Below are 17,868 nucleotides of genomic sequence, written 5' to 3'. Positions count from 1 at the left end.
CGTCCGGGGCGGCGGCGTCCGGGCGGAGGACGCGATCGGGGCGCTGGCCCGTGCCGGTCAGCGGGCGTGACCCGCGGTGGCCGCCCAGCGGCCATGGGCGCGGCTGATCGCGATCGGGTGGTCGAAGCAGGCGCTGACCAGCTCGGTGGTGACGACCTCGTCCGCCGGGCCCGCCGCGAGGACCCGGCCCTCGCGCAGCAGCAGCGCGTGGCTGGTGCTGGTGGGCAGCTCCTCCAGATGGTGGGTGACCAGCACGGTGGTCAGGCCCGGCCGGTTCTCGCGGAGCTCGTCGAGGGCCGCCAGCAGCCGTTCCCGCGCGGCGACGTCCAGGCCGGTGGCGGGCTCGTCGAGGAGGAGCAGCCGCGGGTCGGCCATCAGCGCCCGCGCGATCAGCGCCCGGCCCCGCTCCCCCTGCGACAGGTGGGGCCAGCGGGAGTCGGCGCGCGGGGCGAGGCCCATCAGCTCGATGAGCTCGGCGGCGCGGCGCAGCTCGTCCTCGCCGGGCGTCCAGCGCGGGACCAGCTCGATGGTGCCGGTCAGGCCGGTGAGGACGATCTCGCGGACGGTGCGCGCCGACTCCAGCGGGTGCCGCGGGTTGACCTGGCCGATCAGCGGGCGCAGGGCGTGCACGTCGACGCGGCCGAGCCGGTGCCCGAGGATCTCCGCCGTGCCGCGGGTCGGATGGGTGTAGGCGCCGAGGATGCCGAGCAGCGTGCTCTTGCCCGCGCCGTTCGGGCCGAGCAGGGCCCAGTGCTCGCCGGTCAGCACCGTGAGGCAGACCTGGTCGAGCAGCAGGCGCCGCTCCCGGACGAGATCGATCTTGTCGGCGGTCAGGACGATGTCGGTCCGGATCGGGGCGTGGGACAACGGGACCTCCCGGTCGGGCTGGCTCAGGGGCGCGGGCGCGCGAGGCACGCGGCGGTGCGGTGCGGCACGGGGAGGCGCGGGCCGCCGGGATCGCCGGGAGCGCGGGCGCCAAAGAAGATCTTCACACTATCCGACACCGCGCCACGCCGGGCCACCAGGGCGAAAGCCCGGACGGTGCGGACGCCCGGGCCGCCCCGGCGATCGTTGATCATGTTGTTCGGGGCACCCGGTTCGCTCGAGCCGCCCGGCCGGATACTGTGAGAACCGGTGCCTCGGCGATCAGGAGGGGGACATGGAGGACATCGGCCTCATGTGCGCCCGCTGCGGCGGCGAGGTGCACGACGTGACGCACAACCGCGAGGGATCGCTCGACGGCGTCGGATACCGGCACAACCGGCGGGTGGAGCCGTGGGACCACGAGCTGGAGCTCGCCGTGGGCGAGGCGGCCCCGCACCCCCAGGACTGCGACTTCTGCGGCGCCGGTGGCCCGAGCTGGCTTTACTACCCGACGCTCGATCCCGAGGACACCGACATGTTCGAGGTCGAGCTCGACACCACGCACCTGTCCGACGACGACACCGCGGTCGCGGTGCTCAACATGCTGTACCCGTGGTACGCCTGCGACACCTGCTCGGTGCTGGTCGCCGACCGCAACGTCGACCGCCTCATCGCCCGCGCGCTGGAGCTCACCCCGGTCCGGGAGGACGGTCCCGTCGACGAGGAGACGGTGCGCGCGCGGCTCAGGGGATCGCTGTCGGTCTTCTTCACCACCCGGCCCGGACGCCCGCAGCCGTCCCGCGCCGTCTGAACGCGGGCTGAACCCGGTCTGCGGACTGTCCGAGGACGTCATTATGATCGGTCCCGTTTTGGTGCGCGAGAAGAGTGACCACGGGGATGCAAGTGATCATAGACAAGCGGTTCCACGGGCCCGACGGTTCGGGCAATGGCGGTTACGTGGCGGGGCTCCTGGCGGGGCACGTGGCCTCCGACACGGTGACGGTGGCGCTGCGGCAGCCTCCGCCGCTCGACACCGAGCTGCGGGTCTCCGACGATGACGAGCGGGGACGCAGCGTCCGGTTGTGGGAGGGCGATCGGCTGATCGCCGAAGGGCTCGCGGCGGCGATCGTGGTGCCGCCGGTGCCGGCGGTGCCCTACGCCGAGGCGCTGCGGGCCGCGGAGGGGTACCTCGGCCGCGGGGACGACCACCCGTTCCCGGGCTGCTTCGTGTGCGGCCCGGCGCGGGAGCCGGGCGACGGGATGCGGCTGGCACCCGGCCCGGTCGGCGAGGGCACGGTCGCCGCGGCGTGGACGCCGCGCGAGGCGCCCGGCCGCGAGCTGCTCTGGGCGGCGATGGACTGTCCGGGCGCCTGGTCGTTCGACCCGGTGGACCGCCCGGCCGTCCTCGGCACGATGACCGGGCAGGTCGTCGACCTGCCCGAGGCCGGGGAGGAGTGCGTGGTCATGGGCCTGGCCCGCAGCCGCGAGGGCCGCAAGCTGCACACCGCGACCGCGCTGTACGGGGCGGACGGGCGGCTGCTCGGCCGGGCCGAGCAGATCTGGATCGAGGTCGACAGGGAGCGGTTCGGGCGGTGACCCTGCGGCCCGCTCCGCACCGCTCCCGTCCGGCCGGGCGGGGGCCCGGCCTCAGTGGCCGGTGAAGAGCGGGTCCTCGCGGTCGTTGCCGTTGACCGGCCGCCCGTTGGCGGGCGGCGGGTTCCCGCCCTGCATGGGGTTGCCGCCGCCGGCGTGCGGGGGGCCGACGAGGGGCGGGCGGCCCGGCATGGGCGTTCCTCCGGTCTGCGCCGGCCCCGTGCTCGGGATGGGCCCGGTGCCGTTCGGGACGCCGCCGGGGCCGCTCTGCCCGTTCGGGCCGTTCGGGCCGCCGATCGGGGGCGGGCCCTGCGGGACGCCCGGGTTCTGCTGCTGGGCGCCGGCGCCCGGCATCCGCCCGCCGGGCGGGATGTTGGACGACAGCGTGTTGTGCGTGAAGTGGTCGATCTGCCGGCGGGCGCGGTCGGCCTCGGCGCGGGCGGCGTCGCGCTCGTCGGCGAGCGCGGTCAGCGCGGCCTGCTGCTCGGCGACCGACTGGGAGAGCTGGCGGAGCTGGACGGACTGGTCGTTGATCTTGGTGGCCATCTCCTCCCGCTCCGCGACGGCCTGCTGCGCCTGCGCCTGGGCGGCGTCGCGCTCCTTGGCGGCCTCGTCGGCGCGGGCGATGGCGCGCACCACCTCGGCCTCGGCCTCCGACTGCGAGCGCAGCGCGGTGGTCCGCTCGGCCTCGGCCTTGCTGGCGGCCTGCATGGCCCGCTGCCGCTGTGCCTCGGTGTCGCGCATCGCGTTGCGGAGGTCCTCGGCGCCCTGCTTGGCCACCGCGGACTCGACCCGCTGCGACTCGACCGCGCCCTCGCTCTCGGCGAGCTTGGAGTGCAGGGTGACCAGCTCGGCCCGCGCCGTCTCCAGGGCGGCGAGCAGCTCGGTCTCGCGGGCGGCGATGCGGTCGCGCTCGCTCTCGGCGGCGAGCTTGGCGGTGACCGACTGCTGCGCGATCTGGTGCGCCTCTTCCCACGCCTGCTGCGCGGCGTCGCGCTTGGCGGTGGCGAGCTTGGTCTCCTCGCGGGCGCCGGCGGCGTCCTTCTCGGCGGCGCCGGCGCGCTGGCGGGACGAGGCGGCCTCCTGCCACGCCTCCTCGGCCTTGCGCTGCGAGGCGTCCCGCTCGGTCTGCGCGATGGCGAGCTCGCGGGCGGCCTCGGCCCGGACCTCCGAGACGCGCCGCTCGACGCCGGCGACGCTCAGCTCGGAGGTCAGCGAGTCGGCGAGCACGTCGGCGGCCTTCTCCAGGCGCTCGACCATCTCCCAGGTCGAGGCCACCTGCCCGGTCAGCCCCGGCGCGTCCCGGCCGCGCTCGCGGCGGTCGCGGGCCTCGCGGGCGCAGGCGCCGTCGTTGTCCTGGCAGTAGCGGACGGCACGGACGGTCCCCATGGGCTGCGGCACGGGACGCCCGCAGTTGGCGCAGGGCCACACGGTGACCGGCTCGCCCAGGCGGGCGATGACCGTCTCAGCGGGACGAGGTCCGACACCCGCCGCGTTCCCCTGGATCCCGGTGCCGGTGCCGTACCCGTGCTGGCCGGCCGGTTGCGCGCCGCTCTCTCCCCCCACGGGGCCGCTGGACGATGCGGACGCTCCGCCGTTCGGCTTCGGCCCCTCGGAGACCGCGGCTTCGGCGGTTACGGCCTTCTCCCTGTGACCGCTATTGTCGCGCTCATCGCTATTAGGCATGGAATGCACCCTACGGTGTCACCCCGGTGACCGCAGAGTCTTGGGGGCTTCCCGTGAGCCACCGCACTCGGCCCGTCAGCTCTCGGCGTATTCCTCCCGGAGCGCATCGCGGTGCTCGCGCCAGCGGTCCAGCATGCCGTTGATCTCCTTCTGCATGAAGGCGAAGAATTCGGCGGACTCGGCCAGCCTGCGCCCCGCGGGGCTCTCGCGCCCGACCACCTGAGCCAGCTCGCCCAGGCTGTCCTCGAACATCGTCAGGGCCCGGTCGCGCCCGAGGATCGCGTCCTGCCAGACGTCGTCCCGCACGCGGAAGATGTCGCGGCGCGAGCCCGGCTCACGTTCGCGCAGGGCCATGTGAATCTGGGTGAGATGCCGTACCGCCCCGGAGACCGCGGCCGGGCTGACCCGGAGCAGCTCCGCGAGCTCGGCGGCGGTGAGCGTGCCGGAGTCGGTGGCCATCAGGGCGGCGAAGACCCGCGCGGGCATGCGCTGCCAGCCGGCGTCGGCCATCTGCGCCGCGAACCGCTCGATGTACATCCGGACGGCCTCCGCCTCCTCGGCAGGCGGCGACGAGGTCGGCGGGCCGGTCTCTTCCACAACAGCTCCCCAGGTCAGCTCGGTCGGACCAGTGTATCTGACCTTCATCTGTTTTATAGACTTCACAATTTCCTGAAAGAAGTGTAGTTTCAACACCCATGAACACCGCTCTGTCAGTGTCCGGGCTCGTCAAGACGTTCGGCCGGACACGCGCGCTCGATGGACTGGACCTCACCGTCAGCACCGGGGAGGTGCACGGCTTCCTCGGCCCGAACGGCGCCGGCAAGTCCACCACCATCCGCGTCCTGCTCGGCCTGATGCGCGCTGACGGCGGCACCGCCGAGCTCCTCGGCGGCGACCCCTGGCGGGACGCCACCGCCCTGCACCGGCGCCTCGCCTACGTCCCCGGCGACGTGACGCTCTGGCCCTCGCTGTCCGGCGGGGAGGTGATCGACCTCCTCGGCCGGCTGCGCGGCGGCCTCGACGCGCGGCGCCGCGCCGAGCTCCTCGACCGGTTCGAACTCGATCCGAAGAAGAAGGGCCGCGCCTACTCCAAGGGCAACCGGCAGAAGGTCGCCCTCGTCGCCGCGCTCGCCTCCGACGCCGAGCTGCTCATCCTGGACGAGCCGACCTCCGGCCTGGACCCGCTCATGGAGGAGGTGTTCCAGGACTGCGTGAAGGAGGAGCGGCGGGGCGGGCGCACCGTGCTGCTGTCCAGCCACATCCTCAGCGAGGTCGAGTCGCTCTGCGACCGGGTCACCATCATCCGCAAGGGCCGCACCGTCGAGACCGGGACGCTGACCGAGCTGCGGCATCTGACCCGCACCTCGATCCACGCCGAGCTGGCCGGACCGCCCAACGGGATCACCGCCCTGCCCGGCGTGCACGACGTCCAGGTCGACGGCAACACCGTCAGGCTGGAGGTCGACACCCCGCAGCTCGACGCGGTGCTGCGGCAGCTCACCCAGGTCGGCGTGCGGGGCCTGGTCAGCCAGCCGCCCACCCTGGAGGAGCTGTTCCTGCGGCACTACGAGGAGGAGCTCACCGAGCTGGAGGGGACGCCCCGATGAGCACCCTCGCCGCCCCCCGGCCGATGAGCTCCCTCACCGGGACCCGGTCACTGCTGCGGCTCGGGCTGCGCCGCGACCGGATCATGATCCCGGTGTGGATCCTGGCGCTGCTGAGCTCCCTGTTCAGCACCCTGGGCGGATACCGGGGGCTGTACAAGACCGCCGCCGAGCGGCAGCACTTCGCCGACGGGGCCAACGGCAACTCCTCGACGCTGGCGTTCTACGGCCCACTCCACGACCCCTCCCTCGGCGGCATGACCGCCTGGCGGATGGGCGCCCTCGGCGCCGCGTTCGTCGGCGTCATGAGCGTGCTGCTGGTGATCCGGCACACCCGCGCCGAAGAGGAGGAGGGCCGCCTGGAGCTGGTCGGCGCCGGCGTGGTCGGCCGGCGGGCGGCGCTCACCGCGGCGCTGCTGGTGGCGGTGCTGGCCGCCCTGGCGCTCGGCGTGCTCGTCATGCTCGGGCTGGCCTCCGAGGGCGTCGCCGGCGCGGTCAGCACCGGCGTCGGCTGGGCCGCCGCCGGGATCCTGTTCGCCGCGGTCGGCGCGGTCGCCGCCCAGGTGACCGAGAACGCCCGCGCCGCCCGCGGCATCGGCGTCGGCGTGATCGCCGCCGCGTACCTGCTGCGCGCGGCCGGCGACGCGACGGAGGGCGCCGGCTGGCTGACCTGGCTGTCGCCCATCGGCTGGATCGAGCAGATCCGCCCGTACGGCGGCGACCGGCTCTGGGCGGCGCTGCTGCCGCTCGCCGCGGCGGCGCTGCTCATCGCCGCGGCGTACGCGCTGATCGAGCATCGCGACCTCGGCGCCGGGCTGCTGGCGCCCCGGCCCGGACCGGCGGAGGCGGCGCCCGGCCTGCGCAGCCCGCTCGCGCTGGCCTGGCGGCTCCAGTCCGGGTCGCTGTACGGCTGGGCCTGCGGCTTCCTGGTCTACGGCCTGGTCGTCGGCGGCATCGCCAAGGGGATCGGCGACCTGGTCGGCGGCAACTCCGGCACCAACGACCTCATCACCAAGATGGGCGGCCAGTCCGGACTGGTGGACGCGTTCCTGGTCACCTGCATCGGGCTGATGTCCGCGATGGCCTCGCTGTACGGGGTGCAGGCCGCGCTCCGGCTGCGCACCGAGGAGGGCCTCCAGCGGGTCGAGCCGCTCCTCGCCACCGCGGTCGGGCGGGTCCGCTGGGTCGCCGGGCACCTGCTGATCGCGCTGGCCGGCACGGTGGTGATGCTGCTGGTGTCCGGGCTGTCGATCGGCCTCACCTACGGGGCGTCCGTGGGCGACCTCGGCGGCAAGGTACCCGAGCTCCTCGGCGCCGTGCTCGTGCAGACGCCCGCCGCGTGGGTCGCCGTCGGCATCGGCATCGCGCTGTTCGGGCTGGCGCCGCGGTTCTCGCCGGCCGCCTGGGCCGTGGTGGCGGGCTTCCTGCTGCTGGGCCAGCTCGGTCCGGTGCTCGACCTCGGCCAGGCGGTGATGGACCTGTCGCCGTTCACCCACGTGCCGAAGCTCCCCGGCGGGACGATGGACGCCACCCCGCTGATCGTGCTGACCGCGATCGTGGCCGCGCTCATCGCGGCGGGCCTCTACGGCATCCGCCGCCGCGACATCGCCACCTGACCCGGGACGTCCCCGCTCAGACACGGGGTCCGAGCGGGGTCGTCCCCCTTCAGCACCCCGTCCGGCGGGCGCCAACCGGCCGCCCAGGCGCCCGCCGGACGGGGGTCGTCGCAGCCCGAGGCCAGGGGCGGCCGGGTCAGGGGCGGCCGGGTCAGGAGCGGAAGCGGTCGGTGGCCTCGATGAGGTGGTGCAGGGTGCCGGGTTCCGAGCCGCCGTGGCCCGCGTCCTCGATGAGGTGGAACTCGGCCTCGGGCCAGGCGCGGTGCAGCGTGAGCGCGCCGTCCGCCGGGGTCTTCATGTCGTACCGCCCGTGGACGATCACGCCGGGGAGGTGCCTGATCCGGTCGGCGCCCGCCAGGATCCCCGCCCCGAGGAAGCAGCCCTGGCTGAAGTAGTGCTGCTCGATCCGCGAGAACCCGACCAGGAGCCGGTCGTCCAGGTCCGGCGGCGGGACGGGCAGCAGCGTGTTGGCCGACAGCTCCCAGGCCGCCCACGCTCTGGCCGCCGGGACGTGCACCGCCGGGTCCGGGTCGAACAGGAGCCGCCCGTACGCGGTCAGCATGTCGTCCCGCGCGGCCTCGGGGACCGGCGCCTGGAACGCCGCCCACTCCTCGGGGAACAGCCGGGCCGACCCGCCGCCCGTGAACGCCCACTCCTCGTCCTCGGGACGGGCGAGGTAGATGCCGCGCAGCACCAGCTCGGTGACGCGGTCCGGGTGCTCCTGCGCGTAGGCCAGGCCGAGCGTGCTGCCCCAGCTCCCGCCGAACACCTGCCACCGGTCGATGCCGAGGTGCTCCCGGAGCCGTTCCATGTCGGCGACCAGGTGCGGGGTGGTGTTGGCCTCCAGCGACACCCCGGCGTCGCCCGCGTGGGGCGTGCTGCGTCCGCAGTTGCGCTGGTCGAACAGCACGATCCGATATGCCGCGGGGTCGAAGAACCGGCGGCACACCGGCAGCAGCCCGCCGCCCGGGCCGCCGTGCACGAACACCACCGGCTTGCCCCCGGGGTCGCCACAGACCTCCCAGTAGATCTCGTCGCCGGCACCGACCGCGAGCATCCCGGAGTCGTGCGGTTCCAGGGGCGGGTAAAGCTCCTTCAGGTCCATGGCATCTACTACTACCCGAGACCCCGACCAGATCGATCATGATTTCGGAACCGTTCGGAAAGCGGCGGCGCCAAGCGGTTCGGACGCCGGCGCCGGCAGATCGAGAGTGCCTCAGCCGTCGCGCGAGCGCGTTACCTGGCCGGTGAGGCGAAGCCGGCGGCGAGCCGCACCGGCCGGATCGCGGAGCGATGTCGCGCTCGCCCCGAGCACGGTCGGCGTCCGAGCCGCCAGGCGAGGATGCCGGGCCGGGCTTTCAAAGCTGGGCCATGGCCTTGCGGATGCGCTTGTCGGAGACCGGGTAGCGGGTGCCGAGCTGCTGCGCGAACAGGCTGACCCGCAGTTCCTCCAGCATCCAGCGGACCTGCCTGGCGGGCTCGTCGTCGCGGCGGGACGGGGGCAGCCTGCGCAGCGCCTGCTGGTACTCCTCGGCCAGGACGCCGACCTGGTGCATGAGCTGGCGGTCGCGGCCCGGGTTCTCGGGGAGCTTGTCGAGCCGGATCTGGAGCGCGCGCAGGTAGCGGGTCAGGTCGGGCAGGCGCTGCCAGCCCGTCCCGGTGACGAAGCCGGGATGGATCAGCTCGGCCAGGTGCGTCCGGATGTCGGTCAGCGCGGGGACGAGCACCAGGCTGGTGGTGCCGCGCAGCCGCCGGTCGATCTCGTGCGACTCGGCCAGGACCCGTTCGACCTGCGCGACGATCGCGGCGGTCGCGTCGTGCAGCTCGGCGCGCACGTGGTCGAAGAGGCGGATAAAGCCGGCCTCGTCCCAGGCCGGGCCGCCGGCCTCGGCGATGAGCCGGTCGGCGGCGGCGGTCACGCAGTCCTCGAACAGCGCGGGCACCGACCCGTGCGGGTTGTGGCTGAGCGCGAGCTTGCCCTGGTTGGTCAGGCGCGCCTGGATCTGCTTGACCGGGGACGGGGCGTTGAGCAGCACCAGCCGGCGGGTGCCGCGCCACATCTCGCGCCGCTGCTCGGCCTCGGTCTCGTACATGCGGACCGCGACGGTGTCGCCCTCGTCGGCGAGCGCGGGATACGCCTTGACCTCGTAGCCGGCCTGGGCCCGCTCGTAGGTGCGGGGCAGCTCGCCGATCGTCCACTCGCGGAGGCCGGAGCGTTCGAGGCCCTCGGCGGACGCGGCCTTGGACAGGGTGCCGCGGACCTTGCCCGCCAGGGCGCGCTTGAGCGCATCGAGGTCGGTGTCCTCACCGAGGGTGCGGCCCCGGTCGTCCACCACCCGGAAGGTGATCCGCAGGTGCGCGGGCAGGCGGGACAGGTCCCACCCCTCGCGGGCGAGCGGGACGCCGGTCAGCGCGGTCAGCTCGCGTTCGAGGGCGTCCAGGAGGGGCTCGCTGCGCGGTGAGACGCGCTCGAGCACCTTGCGGGCGTAGTCGGGCGCCGGGACGAAGTTGACCCGCACCTGCTTGGGCAGCGACCGGATCAGCTCGGTGACCAGTTCGGCGCGCAGGCCGGGCACCTGCCACTCGAAGCCGATCGGCTTGACCTGGTTGAGCACCTGCACCGGGAGGTGCACGGTGACGCCGTCGGCGTTCGCGCCCGGCTCGAACTGGTAGCTGAGCCGCAGGCTCAGCGGGCCCTGCCGCCACACATCGGGGTAGTCGGCCTCGCTGACGCCGCCGACGCCCTCGTTCATCAGCATCGACTTCTCGAAGCCGAGCAGGTCGGGCTCGGCCCGCCCGGCCTTCTTCCACCAGGCGTCAAAGTGCCGGCCCGACACCACGTCGGCGGGGACCCGCTCGTCGTAGAAGTCGAACAGGGTCTGGTCGTCGACCAGGATGTCGCGGCGCCGGGCGCGGTGCTCCAGTTCCTCGACCTCGTCGAGCAGGGCTCGGTTGTCGTGGAAGAACCGGTGGTGGGTCTCCCAGTCGCCCTCGACCAGCGCGTGCCGGATGAACAGCTCGCGGGACAGCTCGGGGTCGACGCGCCCGTAGTTGACGCGGCGCTGCGCGACGATCGGCACCCCGTAGAGGGTGACCTTCTCGTACGCCATGACGGCGGCCTGCTTCTTGGACCAGTGCGGCTCGCTGTAGTTGCGCTTGACCAGGTGCCCGGCGAGCGGCTCGACCCATTCGGGCTCGATCCTGGCGTTGACCCGGGCCCACAGGCGGGAGGTCTCGACCAGCTCGGCCGACATGATCCAGCGCGGCGGCTTCTTGAACAGGGCGGAACCGGGGAACACCGCGAACTTCGCGCCGCGCGCCCCGACGTACTCCTGCTGGCGGCGGCGCGGCCCGCCCTCGTCCTTCTTGTCGGCGTCCATCAGCCCGATGTGCGACAGCAGGCCGGCGAGCAGCGAGACGTGGACGCGCTCGGGGGCGGGGTCGACGTCGTTGAGCGTCACGCCGAGCGTCTTGGCGACCTGCTTGAGCTGGCTGTGCAGGTCCTGCCACTCGCGGATGCGCAGGAAGTGCAGGAACTCGTTCTTGCAGGTGCGGCGGAACTGGCTGCCCGACAGCTCCCGCTGCTTGTCGCGCAGGTAGTTCCACAGGTTGAGGTAGGCGAGGAAGTCGGAGGTCGGGTCGGCGAACCGGCGGTGCAGCTCGTCGGCGGCCTGCTGGTGCTCGGACGGCCGTTCGCGCGGGTCCTGGATCGACAGCGCGGCGGCGATGACCAGGACCTCGCGCACGCAGCCGTTCTTGTCGGCCTCGAGCACCATGCGGGCCAGCCGCGGGTCGACCGGGAGCTGGGCGAGGCGGCGGCCGAGCGGGGTGAGGCGCTTGCGCGGGTCCTGCTCGGCGGGGTCGATCGCGCCCAGCTCGTGCAGCAGGTCGACGCCGGCCTTGACGTTGCGGCGGTCGGGCGGCTCGACGAACGGGAACGCGGCGATGTCGCCGAGGTCGAGCGAGGTCATCTGGAGGATGACCGAGGCGAGGTTGGTGCGCAGGATCTCGGGGTCGGTGAACTCGGGGCGGGACTCGAAGTCGTCCTCGGCGTAGAGCCGGATGCAGATGCCCTCCGACACGCGCCCGCAGCGGCCCTTGCGCTGGTTGGCCGACGCCTGCGAGATCGGCTCGATGGGCAGCCGCTGCACCTTGAGGCGGTGGCTGTAGCGGGAGATGCGGGCGGTGCCGGGGTCGACGACGTACTTGATGCCCGGCACCGTCAGCGAGGTCTCGGCGACGTTGGTGGACAGCACGATGCGCCGTCCGCGATGCGCCTGGAACACCCGGTGCTGGTCGGCCGCCGACAGTCGCGCGTACAGCGGCAGCACCTCGGTGGCGGGCCCGCGCCTGCCCTGGAGGTGCTTGTGCAGCGCGTCGGCGGTGTCGCGGATCTCGCGCTCGCCGCTGAGGAAGACCAGCACGTCGCCGGGCGCCTCGCGGCCCAGCTCGTCGACCGCCTCGCAGATCGCCTGGACCTGGTCGCGGTCGGGGTCGGCGGACGGGTCCTCGGGGTCGGTCACCGGGCGGTAGCGGACCTCCACCGGATAGGTGCGGCCGGACACCTCCACGATCGGGGCGTCGCCGAAGTGCCGGGAGAACCGCTCGGGGTCGATGGTCGCCGAGGTGATAATCACCTTGAGGTCGGGGCGGCGGGGCAGGATCTCCCGGACGTACCCGAGCAGGAAGTCGATGTTGAGGCTGCGCTCGTGCGCCTCGTCGATGATCAGCGTGTCGTACTGGCGGAGCAGCCGGTCGGTCTGGATCTCGGCCAGCAGGATGCCGTCGGTCATCAGTTTGACCAGCGTGCCGTCGCTGGACCGGTCGGTGAAGCGGACCTTGTAGCCCACGGTGTCGCCGAGCTCGGTGCCGAGCTCCTCGGCGATCCGGTCGGCGACGGTGCGGGCGGCCAGCCGGCGCGGCTGGGTGTGCCCGACCGAGCCGAGCACGCCGCGGCCAAGCTCCAGGCAGATCTTGGGGATCTGGGTGGTCTTCCCCGACCCGGTCTCGCCCGCGATGATCACGACCTGGTGGTCCCGGATCGCCGCCAGGATGTCGTCCTTCTTCTGCGCGACCGGCAGCTCGGCCGGGTAGGTGATCGCGGGCACCGCCTCGCGGCGCCGGGCCACCCGGCGCTCGGCGGCCTCGACCTCGCCGCCGATGTCCTCGGCGGCCTTGGCGCGCCGGCCGGCGTCGCGCGTCTTCTGGATCCCGTCGATGCGGCGGCCCAGCCGGTGCTGGTCGCGCAGCATCAGCTCGGGCAGGCGCGCGCGCAGGTCGGCGAGCGGCGATCTCACAGGTGTCCTCATAACCATCGACCAGGATACGGTCCGGGCGTCGGACGGCGCTCCGCGCCGGTCCCCCCGCAACCTTGGCACCGTAGCCGCCCCCGGCCTCGCGGGGCGATCGATTTTTTTTCCAGCGCCGCGTACCGTTAACACCGCACTGAAGTGGCACATTCCGGGACGCCCCCGACCGGACGGGGCATCCGGAATCGTCCGGTCCAAGTTTGATCAACAAAAGCCCTGCCGGGCGGCGTGCGCATCGTTCATGATGGGGCGACATGGAGACCCCGAGCTCGGCAGGACGCTACACGATCGACCGGCTGCTCGGTTCAGGCGGCTTCGCCTCGGTCTGGCTCGGCCGCGACGAGGAGCTCGACTCCCCGGTGGCGATCAAGATCCTCGCCGAGCACTGGGCGCAGCGCACCGACGTGCACGAGCGGTTCGTCCAGGAGGCGCGGCTCCTGCGGCAGGTCGACTCGCACCGGCTCGTGCAGGTCTTCGACATCGGCGAGCAGGAGGACGGCCGCCCCTACTTCGTGATGACCTACGCCGACCGGGGCACCCTGGACGAGCGGCTGGCCGAGGGCCCGCTCCCGCTCAACGAGGCGCTGCGGATGGCCCGCGAGATCATCCGGGGCGTGCAGGAGCTGCACGAGGTCGACATCGTGCACCGCGACCTCAAGCCGTCCAACGTGCTGCTGCGCTCGGTGCCCGGTGGCGACGCCGAGCGCGTGATGATCTCCGACCTCGGCATCGCGCGGACCGGCGACCGGCTGTCCAGCCTGACGCTGCCCGCCGGGTCGCCCGGCTACATGGCTCCCGAGCAGACCCAGATCGACGGGGCCCCGGACCAGCGCGCCGACGTGTACGGGCTGGGAGCACTCACTTACCACATGCTCACCGGGGAGCCCCCCGGCCAGACGCGGCGCCCGCCGAGCGACCTCCAGCCCGCGATCCCCCACGCGGTCGACCAGGTGGTGCTGCGCGCGCTGGAGCCCGACCGGGAGAAGCGGTGGCCGTCGGCGGCCGAGTTCGGGCACGCGCTGTCCCGGACCACCAGCAGGATCAACACTGATCCGCTGCCGCCGGCCCGACCCGCCCGCGGCGGGTCACCGGCCCGTGGCCGGCGCCGCCTGGCGGTCATCACCGGCGGCACGCTGGTCGGCCTCTCACTGGCCGGCGGCGGCGCGTTCTGGGCGTTCGGCGGCTCCGGCGGCTCCGGCGAGAGGGCGCCCGACGGGAAGTGGCTGCGCGCCGGATCCGACGTGCCCCCGCAGTACCGGGCGCTGATCGTCCAAGCGGGCACCTGGTGCGACATGAAGGGCCTGAGCCCCGCGCTGATCGCCGCGATGCTCAAGGCCGAGAGCAACTTCGACGCCAAGCTGTCGGACCCGGCCGGCGACGAGTACGGCATCGCCCGCTGGACGCCCAAGGTGCTGGTGTTCTGGCAGCCCGGCGGGCTCAACAACCCCGAGCCGAAGCCCGCCGCGATCACCCCCGAGCTGTCCATCCCGGCGATGGGCCGCTACCTGTGCTACTGGGGCAAGGACCTGCGCGACCTCCCCGGCGACCCGGCGCTCAACCTCGCCGCGACGTACCGCAGCTCGTCCAAGACCGTGGCCCAGGCGGGCGGTGTGCCCGCGAGGTTCAAGCCCTACACCGACAAGGTGCACCGCTACCTCGAGGACTACCTCCCCCGCTGACGCCCGCGCGGCGGAACCGCGAACCCGGCCGGCCTGACGTCGACGGCCCGCCCGCCCGAAGGGAAGAGCCGCTGAGATCGCTCGACCGATCTCAGCGGCCTTCGAACCGGCCTCCCCCGGCGTCACCGCACGGGGACGATCACCGAAGGTCCAGAGCGCCCGACTTGATCCGTCCGGAGAGGCCGCGCCAGGCGGCGGGGGCGAACGCCAGCACCGGGCCTTCGGGGTCCTTGGAATCGCGGACCGCGACCAGGCGGGCGCGCTCCTCGCAGGCGCATCCGAGTCCGGCGACCTCCACGCAGTCACCGCCCTGGTCGCTGCTGCGTACGCTCGTCCGCCACAGCCCGTCGCCGGCCCGGACGGCGGCGCAGTCACCGCCCCGGCCGTCACCGTGCGTGCTCTCGCGCCACCGAAGGTCGCTGCTCATTGCTCTCCGATCATCCCGGTGATCATGCGGACCGACTCGCCGGGCGGGAGCGGGCGCGCGCGGAGGAGGCCGAGCCGCGGACGGCGGTCATCGATCTCCGGGCGCCCGATGATCACCCACCCAAAGCTCCCAGCTTAAGCGAGGTCGTCTTGAGCGGGTGCCGAGGGCAGGGTCACCATCCCGGCGGAACCGCCGGGTTTCCTGGAGAACGAGCAGGTCGGAATGGGTGGATCTCGGGTTCGCCGGTGATCGCCCGGAGGAGGCCCCGGGGTGTCCGTGAGAATCTCAGTGCGGTTCATCCCGGCCGCGACGTGCCGTTCGACCTCCCCGCCGGGGTCGCGGACGCCGCCCTGTCCGAAGCCGGACACGGATGTGCCCCCTGAAGCGCCGGTGACCGGGTCGCCGAGGACGAACCCGACCTCCACCTCGTCCCGCCGCTGTTGTTCGGTCAGCATGCGGCGACGCCAGACCGCCGCGCCCGGAGCCGTCCCGGCGAATCCCGCCGGCCGGGAGCGATCGGTGCCGGCGGGCTCAGCCGGCGCCGTAGACGGGCTCGGGGGCCGGGGCGTCCGCCAGGAGACCGGTGATGACGCCGCCGAGTTCGGCGGCGTCCCAGCGGGCGCCCTTGTCGGCCGCGGGGCCGTGCCGGAACGCGTCCATCACGCAGATCCTGCCGCCCTCGGCCTCGAAGACGCGGCCGGTGATCCCGGCGGACTCGGCCGAGCCCAGCCAGGCGACCAGCGGCGAGACGTTCTCGGGGGCCATCGCGTCGAACTCGCCCTCGGCGGGGGCCGCCATGGTCTGCGCGAAGACCTCCTCGGTCATCCGGGTGCGGGCGGCGGGGGCGATGGCGTTGACGGTCACGCCGTAGCGGCCGAGCTCGGCGGAGGCGACCAGGGTCAGCCCGACGATGCCGGCCTTGGCGGCGGAGTAGTTGCCCTGGCCGACACTGCCGAGCAGCCCGGCTCCGGACGAGGTGTTGATGATCCGGGCGTCCACCGGGCGGCCCGCCTTGCTCTCGGCGCGCCAGTGCCGCCCGGCGTGCTTGAGCGGCAGGAAGTGGCCCTTGAGGTGGACGCGCATGACCGCGTCCCACTCGTCCTCGCCCAGGTTGACGAGCATCCGGTCGCGGAGGAACCCGGCGTTGTTGACCAGCACGTCCAGCCGCCCGAACGCCTCGATCGCGGTGGCGATCAGCGCGGCGGCGCCCGCCTCGGTGGCGATGTCGTCGGTGCTGGCGGCGGCCTGCCCGCCGAGCGCCTCGATCTCCTTGACGACGTCGTGGGCGGGACCGCCGGACGCGTCGCCGGTGCCGTCGCGGGCCACGCCGAGGTCGTTGACGACGACCCTGGCCCCCTGGCGGGCGAACTCCAGCGCGTGCGCGCGGCCGAGCCCGCGGCCCGCTCCGGTGACGACGACGACGCGGTCTTGGCAGATCACTTCTGCTCCTCCTTGTTGACGGTGGCGGCGTCCAGGAAGGCGGGGCGCTCTCCCCCGCCGTGCAGCAGCATCGACGAGCCGCTGGCGTAGCCCGCGAGGGGCGAGGACAGGAAGACGCAGGCCGCGCCCACGTCGTAGGGGTCGGCCAGGCGGCCGAGCGGGACGGTGCGGGCGACCGCCTCGACGCCGGTCTCGTCGCCGTAGTGCAGGTGGGCCAGCTCGGTGCGGACCATCCCGAGGGTGAGCGTGTTGACCCGGATCCGCGGGGCCCACTCGACCGCGAGCGAGGTGGTGAGGCTGGCGAGGCCCGCCTTGGCGGCGCCGTAGGCGGCCGACCCGGGCGAGGGGCGCACCCCGCTGACGCTGCCGATCATGATGATGGAGCCGCCCTCGGGCTGCCGGTCCATCACCGTGTGCGCGGCCCGCGCCATGATCAGCGGGGCGGCCAGGTTCAGCTCGATGATCTTCAGGTGGGTGCGCAGGTCGCCGTCCGCCATCGGCAGGAACGGGCCGCCGCCGGCGTTGTTGACCAGCACGTCCAGTCGGTCCAGGCCGTCCATGAAGGCCTGGGCGGCGGCCGGGTCGCGCACGTCCAGCGAGGCGAAGCGGGCGGTCCGGCCGCCCACCTCGGGCAGCGTGTCCGGCTCGCGCCGGGCCACCGCGACGACGTCGGCCCCGGCCTCCAGGAAGGCCCGGCTGATGCCGGCCCCGACCCCGCGCACGCCCCCGGTGACCACGACGGTCTTGCCGCTCAGATCCAGCGTCAGCACCTTTCCCCCTTCTGCTACGGTCTGTTCTAACAAATGTTTGGTGGAAAGGTAGCGCATGGGAGTCTCCACCACGACCCACGAGGGCGGGGTCGCCGAGATCGTGGTCGACGCGCCGCCGGTCAACGCCCTGACCGTGGCGGGCTGGTTCGAGCTGGCGGAGGCGGTGCTGGCGGCCGGGCGGGACCCGGGGGTCGGCGCCGTCGTGCTCCGCTCCGAGGGCCGCGGCTTCAACGCCGGCGTCGACATCAAGGAGATGCAGGTCTCCGAGGGGCACGCCGCGCTGGTCGGCGCCAACCGGGGCTGCTACGCGGCGTTCGCCGCCGTCTACGACTGCGAGGTGCCCGTCGTCGCCGCGGTGCACGGCTTCTGCCTCGGCGGCGGCATCGGGCTGGTCGGCAACGCCGACATCGTGGTGGCGTCCGAGGACGCCTACTTCGGCCTGCCCGAGGTCGACCGCGGCGCGCTCGGCGCCGCCACCCACCTGGCCCGGCTCGTCCCGCAGCACCTGATGCGCGCGATGGTCTACACCTGCCGCAACGTGAGCGCGGACGAGCTGCACCGGCACGGTTCGGTGCTGGAGGTCGTCCCCGCGGACGGGCTGCGCGCCACGGCGATGGAGGTGGCGGCGAACATCGCCGCCAAGGACCGCTACGTCATCCGGCGGGCCAAGGAGTCGCTCAACGGGATCGACCCGGTCGACGTCAAGCGCAGTTACCGGTTCGAGCAGGGCCTCACCTTCGAGCTCAACCTGGTCGGTGCGGGCGACGAGCACCGCGACGCGTTCGTGCGGAAGGGAGCGTCGGAATGAGCCCCCACGGCCGCACGGCGGCCGGGCCGGGAGGCGCGCGCAGCGCGCGAGGACGGAGGCCGCCGTGCGGAG

The 17,868-nt window shown here is 73.5% G+C and carries 14 protein-coding genes; 6 read left to right on the top strand and 8 right to left on the bottom strand.

The window, feature by feature from the left end:
• Positions 1–57: 57 nt before the first annotated feature.
• Positions 58–867 carry an ABC transporter ATP-binding protein gene (locus OHA34_RS37870; protein WP_285936403.1) on the bottom strand — a complete coding sequence of 270 codons (810 nt, stop codon included), beginning with the start codon at positions 865–867 and terminating at the stop codon, positions 58–60.
• A 292-nt stretch (positions 868–1,159) separates the two neighbouring features.
• Here OHA34_RS37870 and OHA34_RS37865 point away from each other — a divergent pair, with 292 nt between their 5' ends.
• Together OHA34_RS37865 and OHA34_RS37860 are read left to right on the top strand one after the other, a co-directional pair.
• The gene (locus OHA34_RS37865) at positions 1,160–1,675 is read left to right on the top strand and encodes a hypothetical protein (RefSeq protein WP_285936404.1); all 516 of its coding nucleotides are present in this window, start codon (positions 1,160–1,162) and stop codon (positions 1,673–1,675) included.
• Positions 1,676–1,761: 86 nt separating this feature from the next.
• On the top strand, positions 1,762–2,460 hold the full coding sequence (locus OHA34_RS37860) for a hypothetical protein (RefSeq protein ID WP_285936405.1): 699 nt from the start codon (positions 1,762–1,764) through the stop codon (positions 2,458–2,460).
• A 51-nt stretch (positions 2,461–2,511) separates the two neighbouring features.
• On the opposite strand, the gene OHA34_RS37855 is transcribed toward OHA34_RS37860, so the two are convergent.
• Both OHA34_RS37855 and OHA34_RS37850 read right to left on the bottom strand, forming a co-directional pair.
• Entirely contained in the window at positions 2,512–4,023 is a 1,512-nt protein-coding gene (locus tag OHA34_RS37855; protein WP_329520282.1) for a chromosome segregation ATPase, read from the bottom strand.
• Between the two features lie 195 nt (positions 4,024–4,218).
• Positions 4,219–4,740, bottom strand: coding sequence for a GbsR/MarR family transcriptional regulator (locus OHA34_RS37850; protein WP_285936407.1), 522 nt, complete (start codon positions 4,738–4,740; stop codon positions 4,219–4,221).
• A 98-nt stretch (positions 4,741–4,838) separates the two neighbouring features.
• On the opposite strand from OHA34_RS37850, the gene OHA34_RS37845 reads away from it, so the two are divergent.
• Positions 4,839–5,750: an ABC transporter ATP-binding protein gene (locus tag OHA34_RS37845; RefSeq protein ID WP_285936408.1), complete on the top strand. Its 912-nt coding sequence runs from the start codon at positions 4,839–4,841 to the stop codon at positions 5,748–5,750.
• Positions 5,747–7,363 (top strand): ABC transporter permease, encoded by a 1,617-nt coding sequence (locus tag OHA34_RS37840; RefSeq protein WP_285936409.1) that lies wholly within the window; start codon positions 5,747–5,749, stop codon positions 7,361–7,363. Before OHA34_RS37845 ends, OHA34_RS37840 begins: the two co-directional genes overlap by 4 nt.
• A gap of 151 nt (positions 7,364–7,514) precedes the next feature.
• Here the strand turns inward: OHA34_RS37840 and pip are convergent, their stop codons facing one another.
• On the bottom strand, positions 7,515–8,462 hold the full coding sequence (gene pip / locus OHA34_RS37835) for a prolyl aminopeptidase (protein ID WP_329522490.1): 948 nt from the start codon (positions 8,460–8,462) through the stop codon (positions 7,515–7,517).
• A 259-nt stretch (positions 8,463–8,721) separates the two neighbouring features.
• Positions 8,722–12,660 (bottom strand): ATP-dependent RNA helicase HrpA, encoded by a 3,939-nt coding sequence (gene hrpA / locus OHA34_RS37830; RefSeq protein ID WP_443029607.1) that lies wholly within the window; start codon positions 12,658–12,660, stop codon positions 8,722–8,724.
• Between the two features lie 266 nt (positions 12,661–12,926).
• On the opposite strand from hrpA, the gene OHA34_RS37825 reads away from it, so the two are divergent.
• Positions 12,927–14,351 (top strand): serine/threonine-protein kinase, encoded by a 1,425-nt coding sequence (locus OHA34_RS37825; RefSeq protein ID WP_329520280.1) that lies wholly within the window; start codon positions 12,927–12,929, stop codon positions 14,349–14,351.
• A gap of 139 nt (positions 14,352–14,490) precedes the next feature.
• On the opposite strand, the gene OHA34_RS37820 is transcribed toward OHA34_RS37825, so the two are convergent.
• The 3 genes from OHA34_RS37820 to OHA34_RS37810 form a co-directional block, all read right to left on the bottom strand.
• Positions 14,491–14,778, bottom strand: coding sequence for a DUF397 domain-containing protein (locus OHA34_RS37820; RefSeq protein WP_329520279.1), 288 nt, complete (start codon positions 14,776–14,778; stop codon positions 14,491–14,493).
• 531 nt (positions 14,779–15,309) lie between these two features.
• On the bottom strand, positions 15,310–16,218 hold the full coding sequence (locus tag OHA34_RS37815; RefSeq protein WP_285936413.1) for an SDR family oxidoreductase: 909 nt from the start codon (positions 16,216–16,218) through the stop codon (positions 15,310–15,312).
• On the bottom strand, positions 16,215–16,988 hold the full coding sequence (locus OHA34_RS37810) for an SDR family oxidoreductase (protein ID WP_329520278.1): 774 nt from the start codon (positions 16,986–16,988) through the stop codon (positions 16,215–16,217). Before OHA34_RS37810 ends, OHA34_RS37815 begins: the two co-directional genes overlap by 4 nt.
• Before the next feature lie 55 nt (positions 16,989–17,043).
• Between OHA34_RS37810 and OHA34_RS37805 the strand changes: the two genes are divergently transcribed.
• Positions 17,044–17,796 (top strand): enoyl-CoA hydratase family protein, encoded by a 753-nt coding sequence (locus OHA34_RS37805; RefSeq protein ID WP_285936415.1) that lies wholly within the window; start codon positions 17,044–17,046, stop codon positions 17,794–17,796.
• Positions 17,797–17,868 lie beyond the last annotated feature (72 nt).

This window comes from Spirillospora sp. NBC_01491 (genome assembly GCF_036227065.1).
Taxonomy (GTDB): Bacteria; Actinomycetota; Actinomycetes; order Streptosporangiales; family Streptosporangiaceae; genus Spirillospora; species Spirillospora xylanilytica.
The sequence above is the reverse complement of the archived record's forward strand: the minus strand, read 5'-3'. Positions and strand labels throughout refer to the sequence as shown.

What these genes read in the sequence shown, in the direction of transcription:
- OHA34_RS37865 (WP_285936404.1), top strand. Translation starts at nt 1,160, where the DNA reads ATGGAGGACATCGGCCTCATGTGCGCCCGCTGCGGCGGCGAGGTGCAC.
- OHA34_RS37860 (WP_285936405.1), top strand. Translation starts at nt 1,762, where the DNA reads ATGCAAGTGATCATAGACAAGCGGTTCCACGGGCCCGACGGTTCGGGC.
- OHA34_RS37845 (WP_285936408.1), top strand. Translation starts at nt 4,839, where the DNA reads ATGAACACCGCTCTGTCAGTGTCCGGGCTCGTCAAGACGTTCGGCCGG.
- OHA34_RS37840 (WP_285936409.1), top strand. Translation starts at nt 5,747, where the DNA reads ATGAGCACCCTCGCCGCCCCCCGGCCGATGAGCTCCCTCACCGGGACC.
- OHA34_RS37825 (WP_329520280.1), top strand. Translation starts at nt 12,927, where the DNA reads ATGGAGACCCCGAGCTCGGCAGGACGCTACACGATCGACCGGCTGCTC.
- OHA34_RS37820 (WP_329520279.1), bottom strand. Translation starts at nt 14,778, where the DNA reads ATGAGCAGCGACCTTCGGTGGCGCGAGAGCACGCACGGTGACGGCCGG.
- OHA34_RS37805 (WP_285936415.1), top strand. Translation starts at nt 17,044, where the DNA reads ATGGGAGTCTCCACCACGACCCACGAGGGCGGGGTCGCCGAGATCGTG.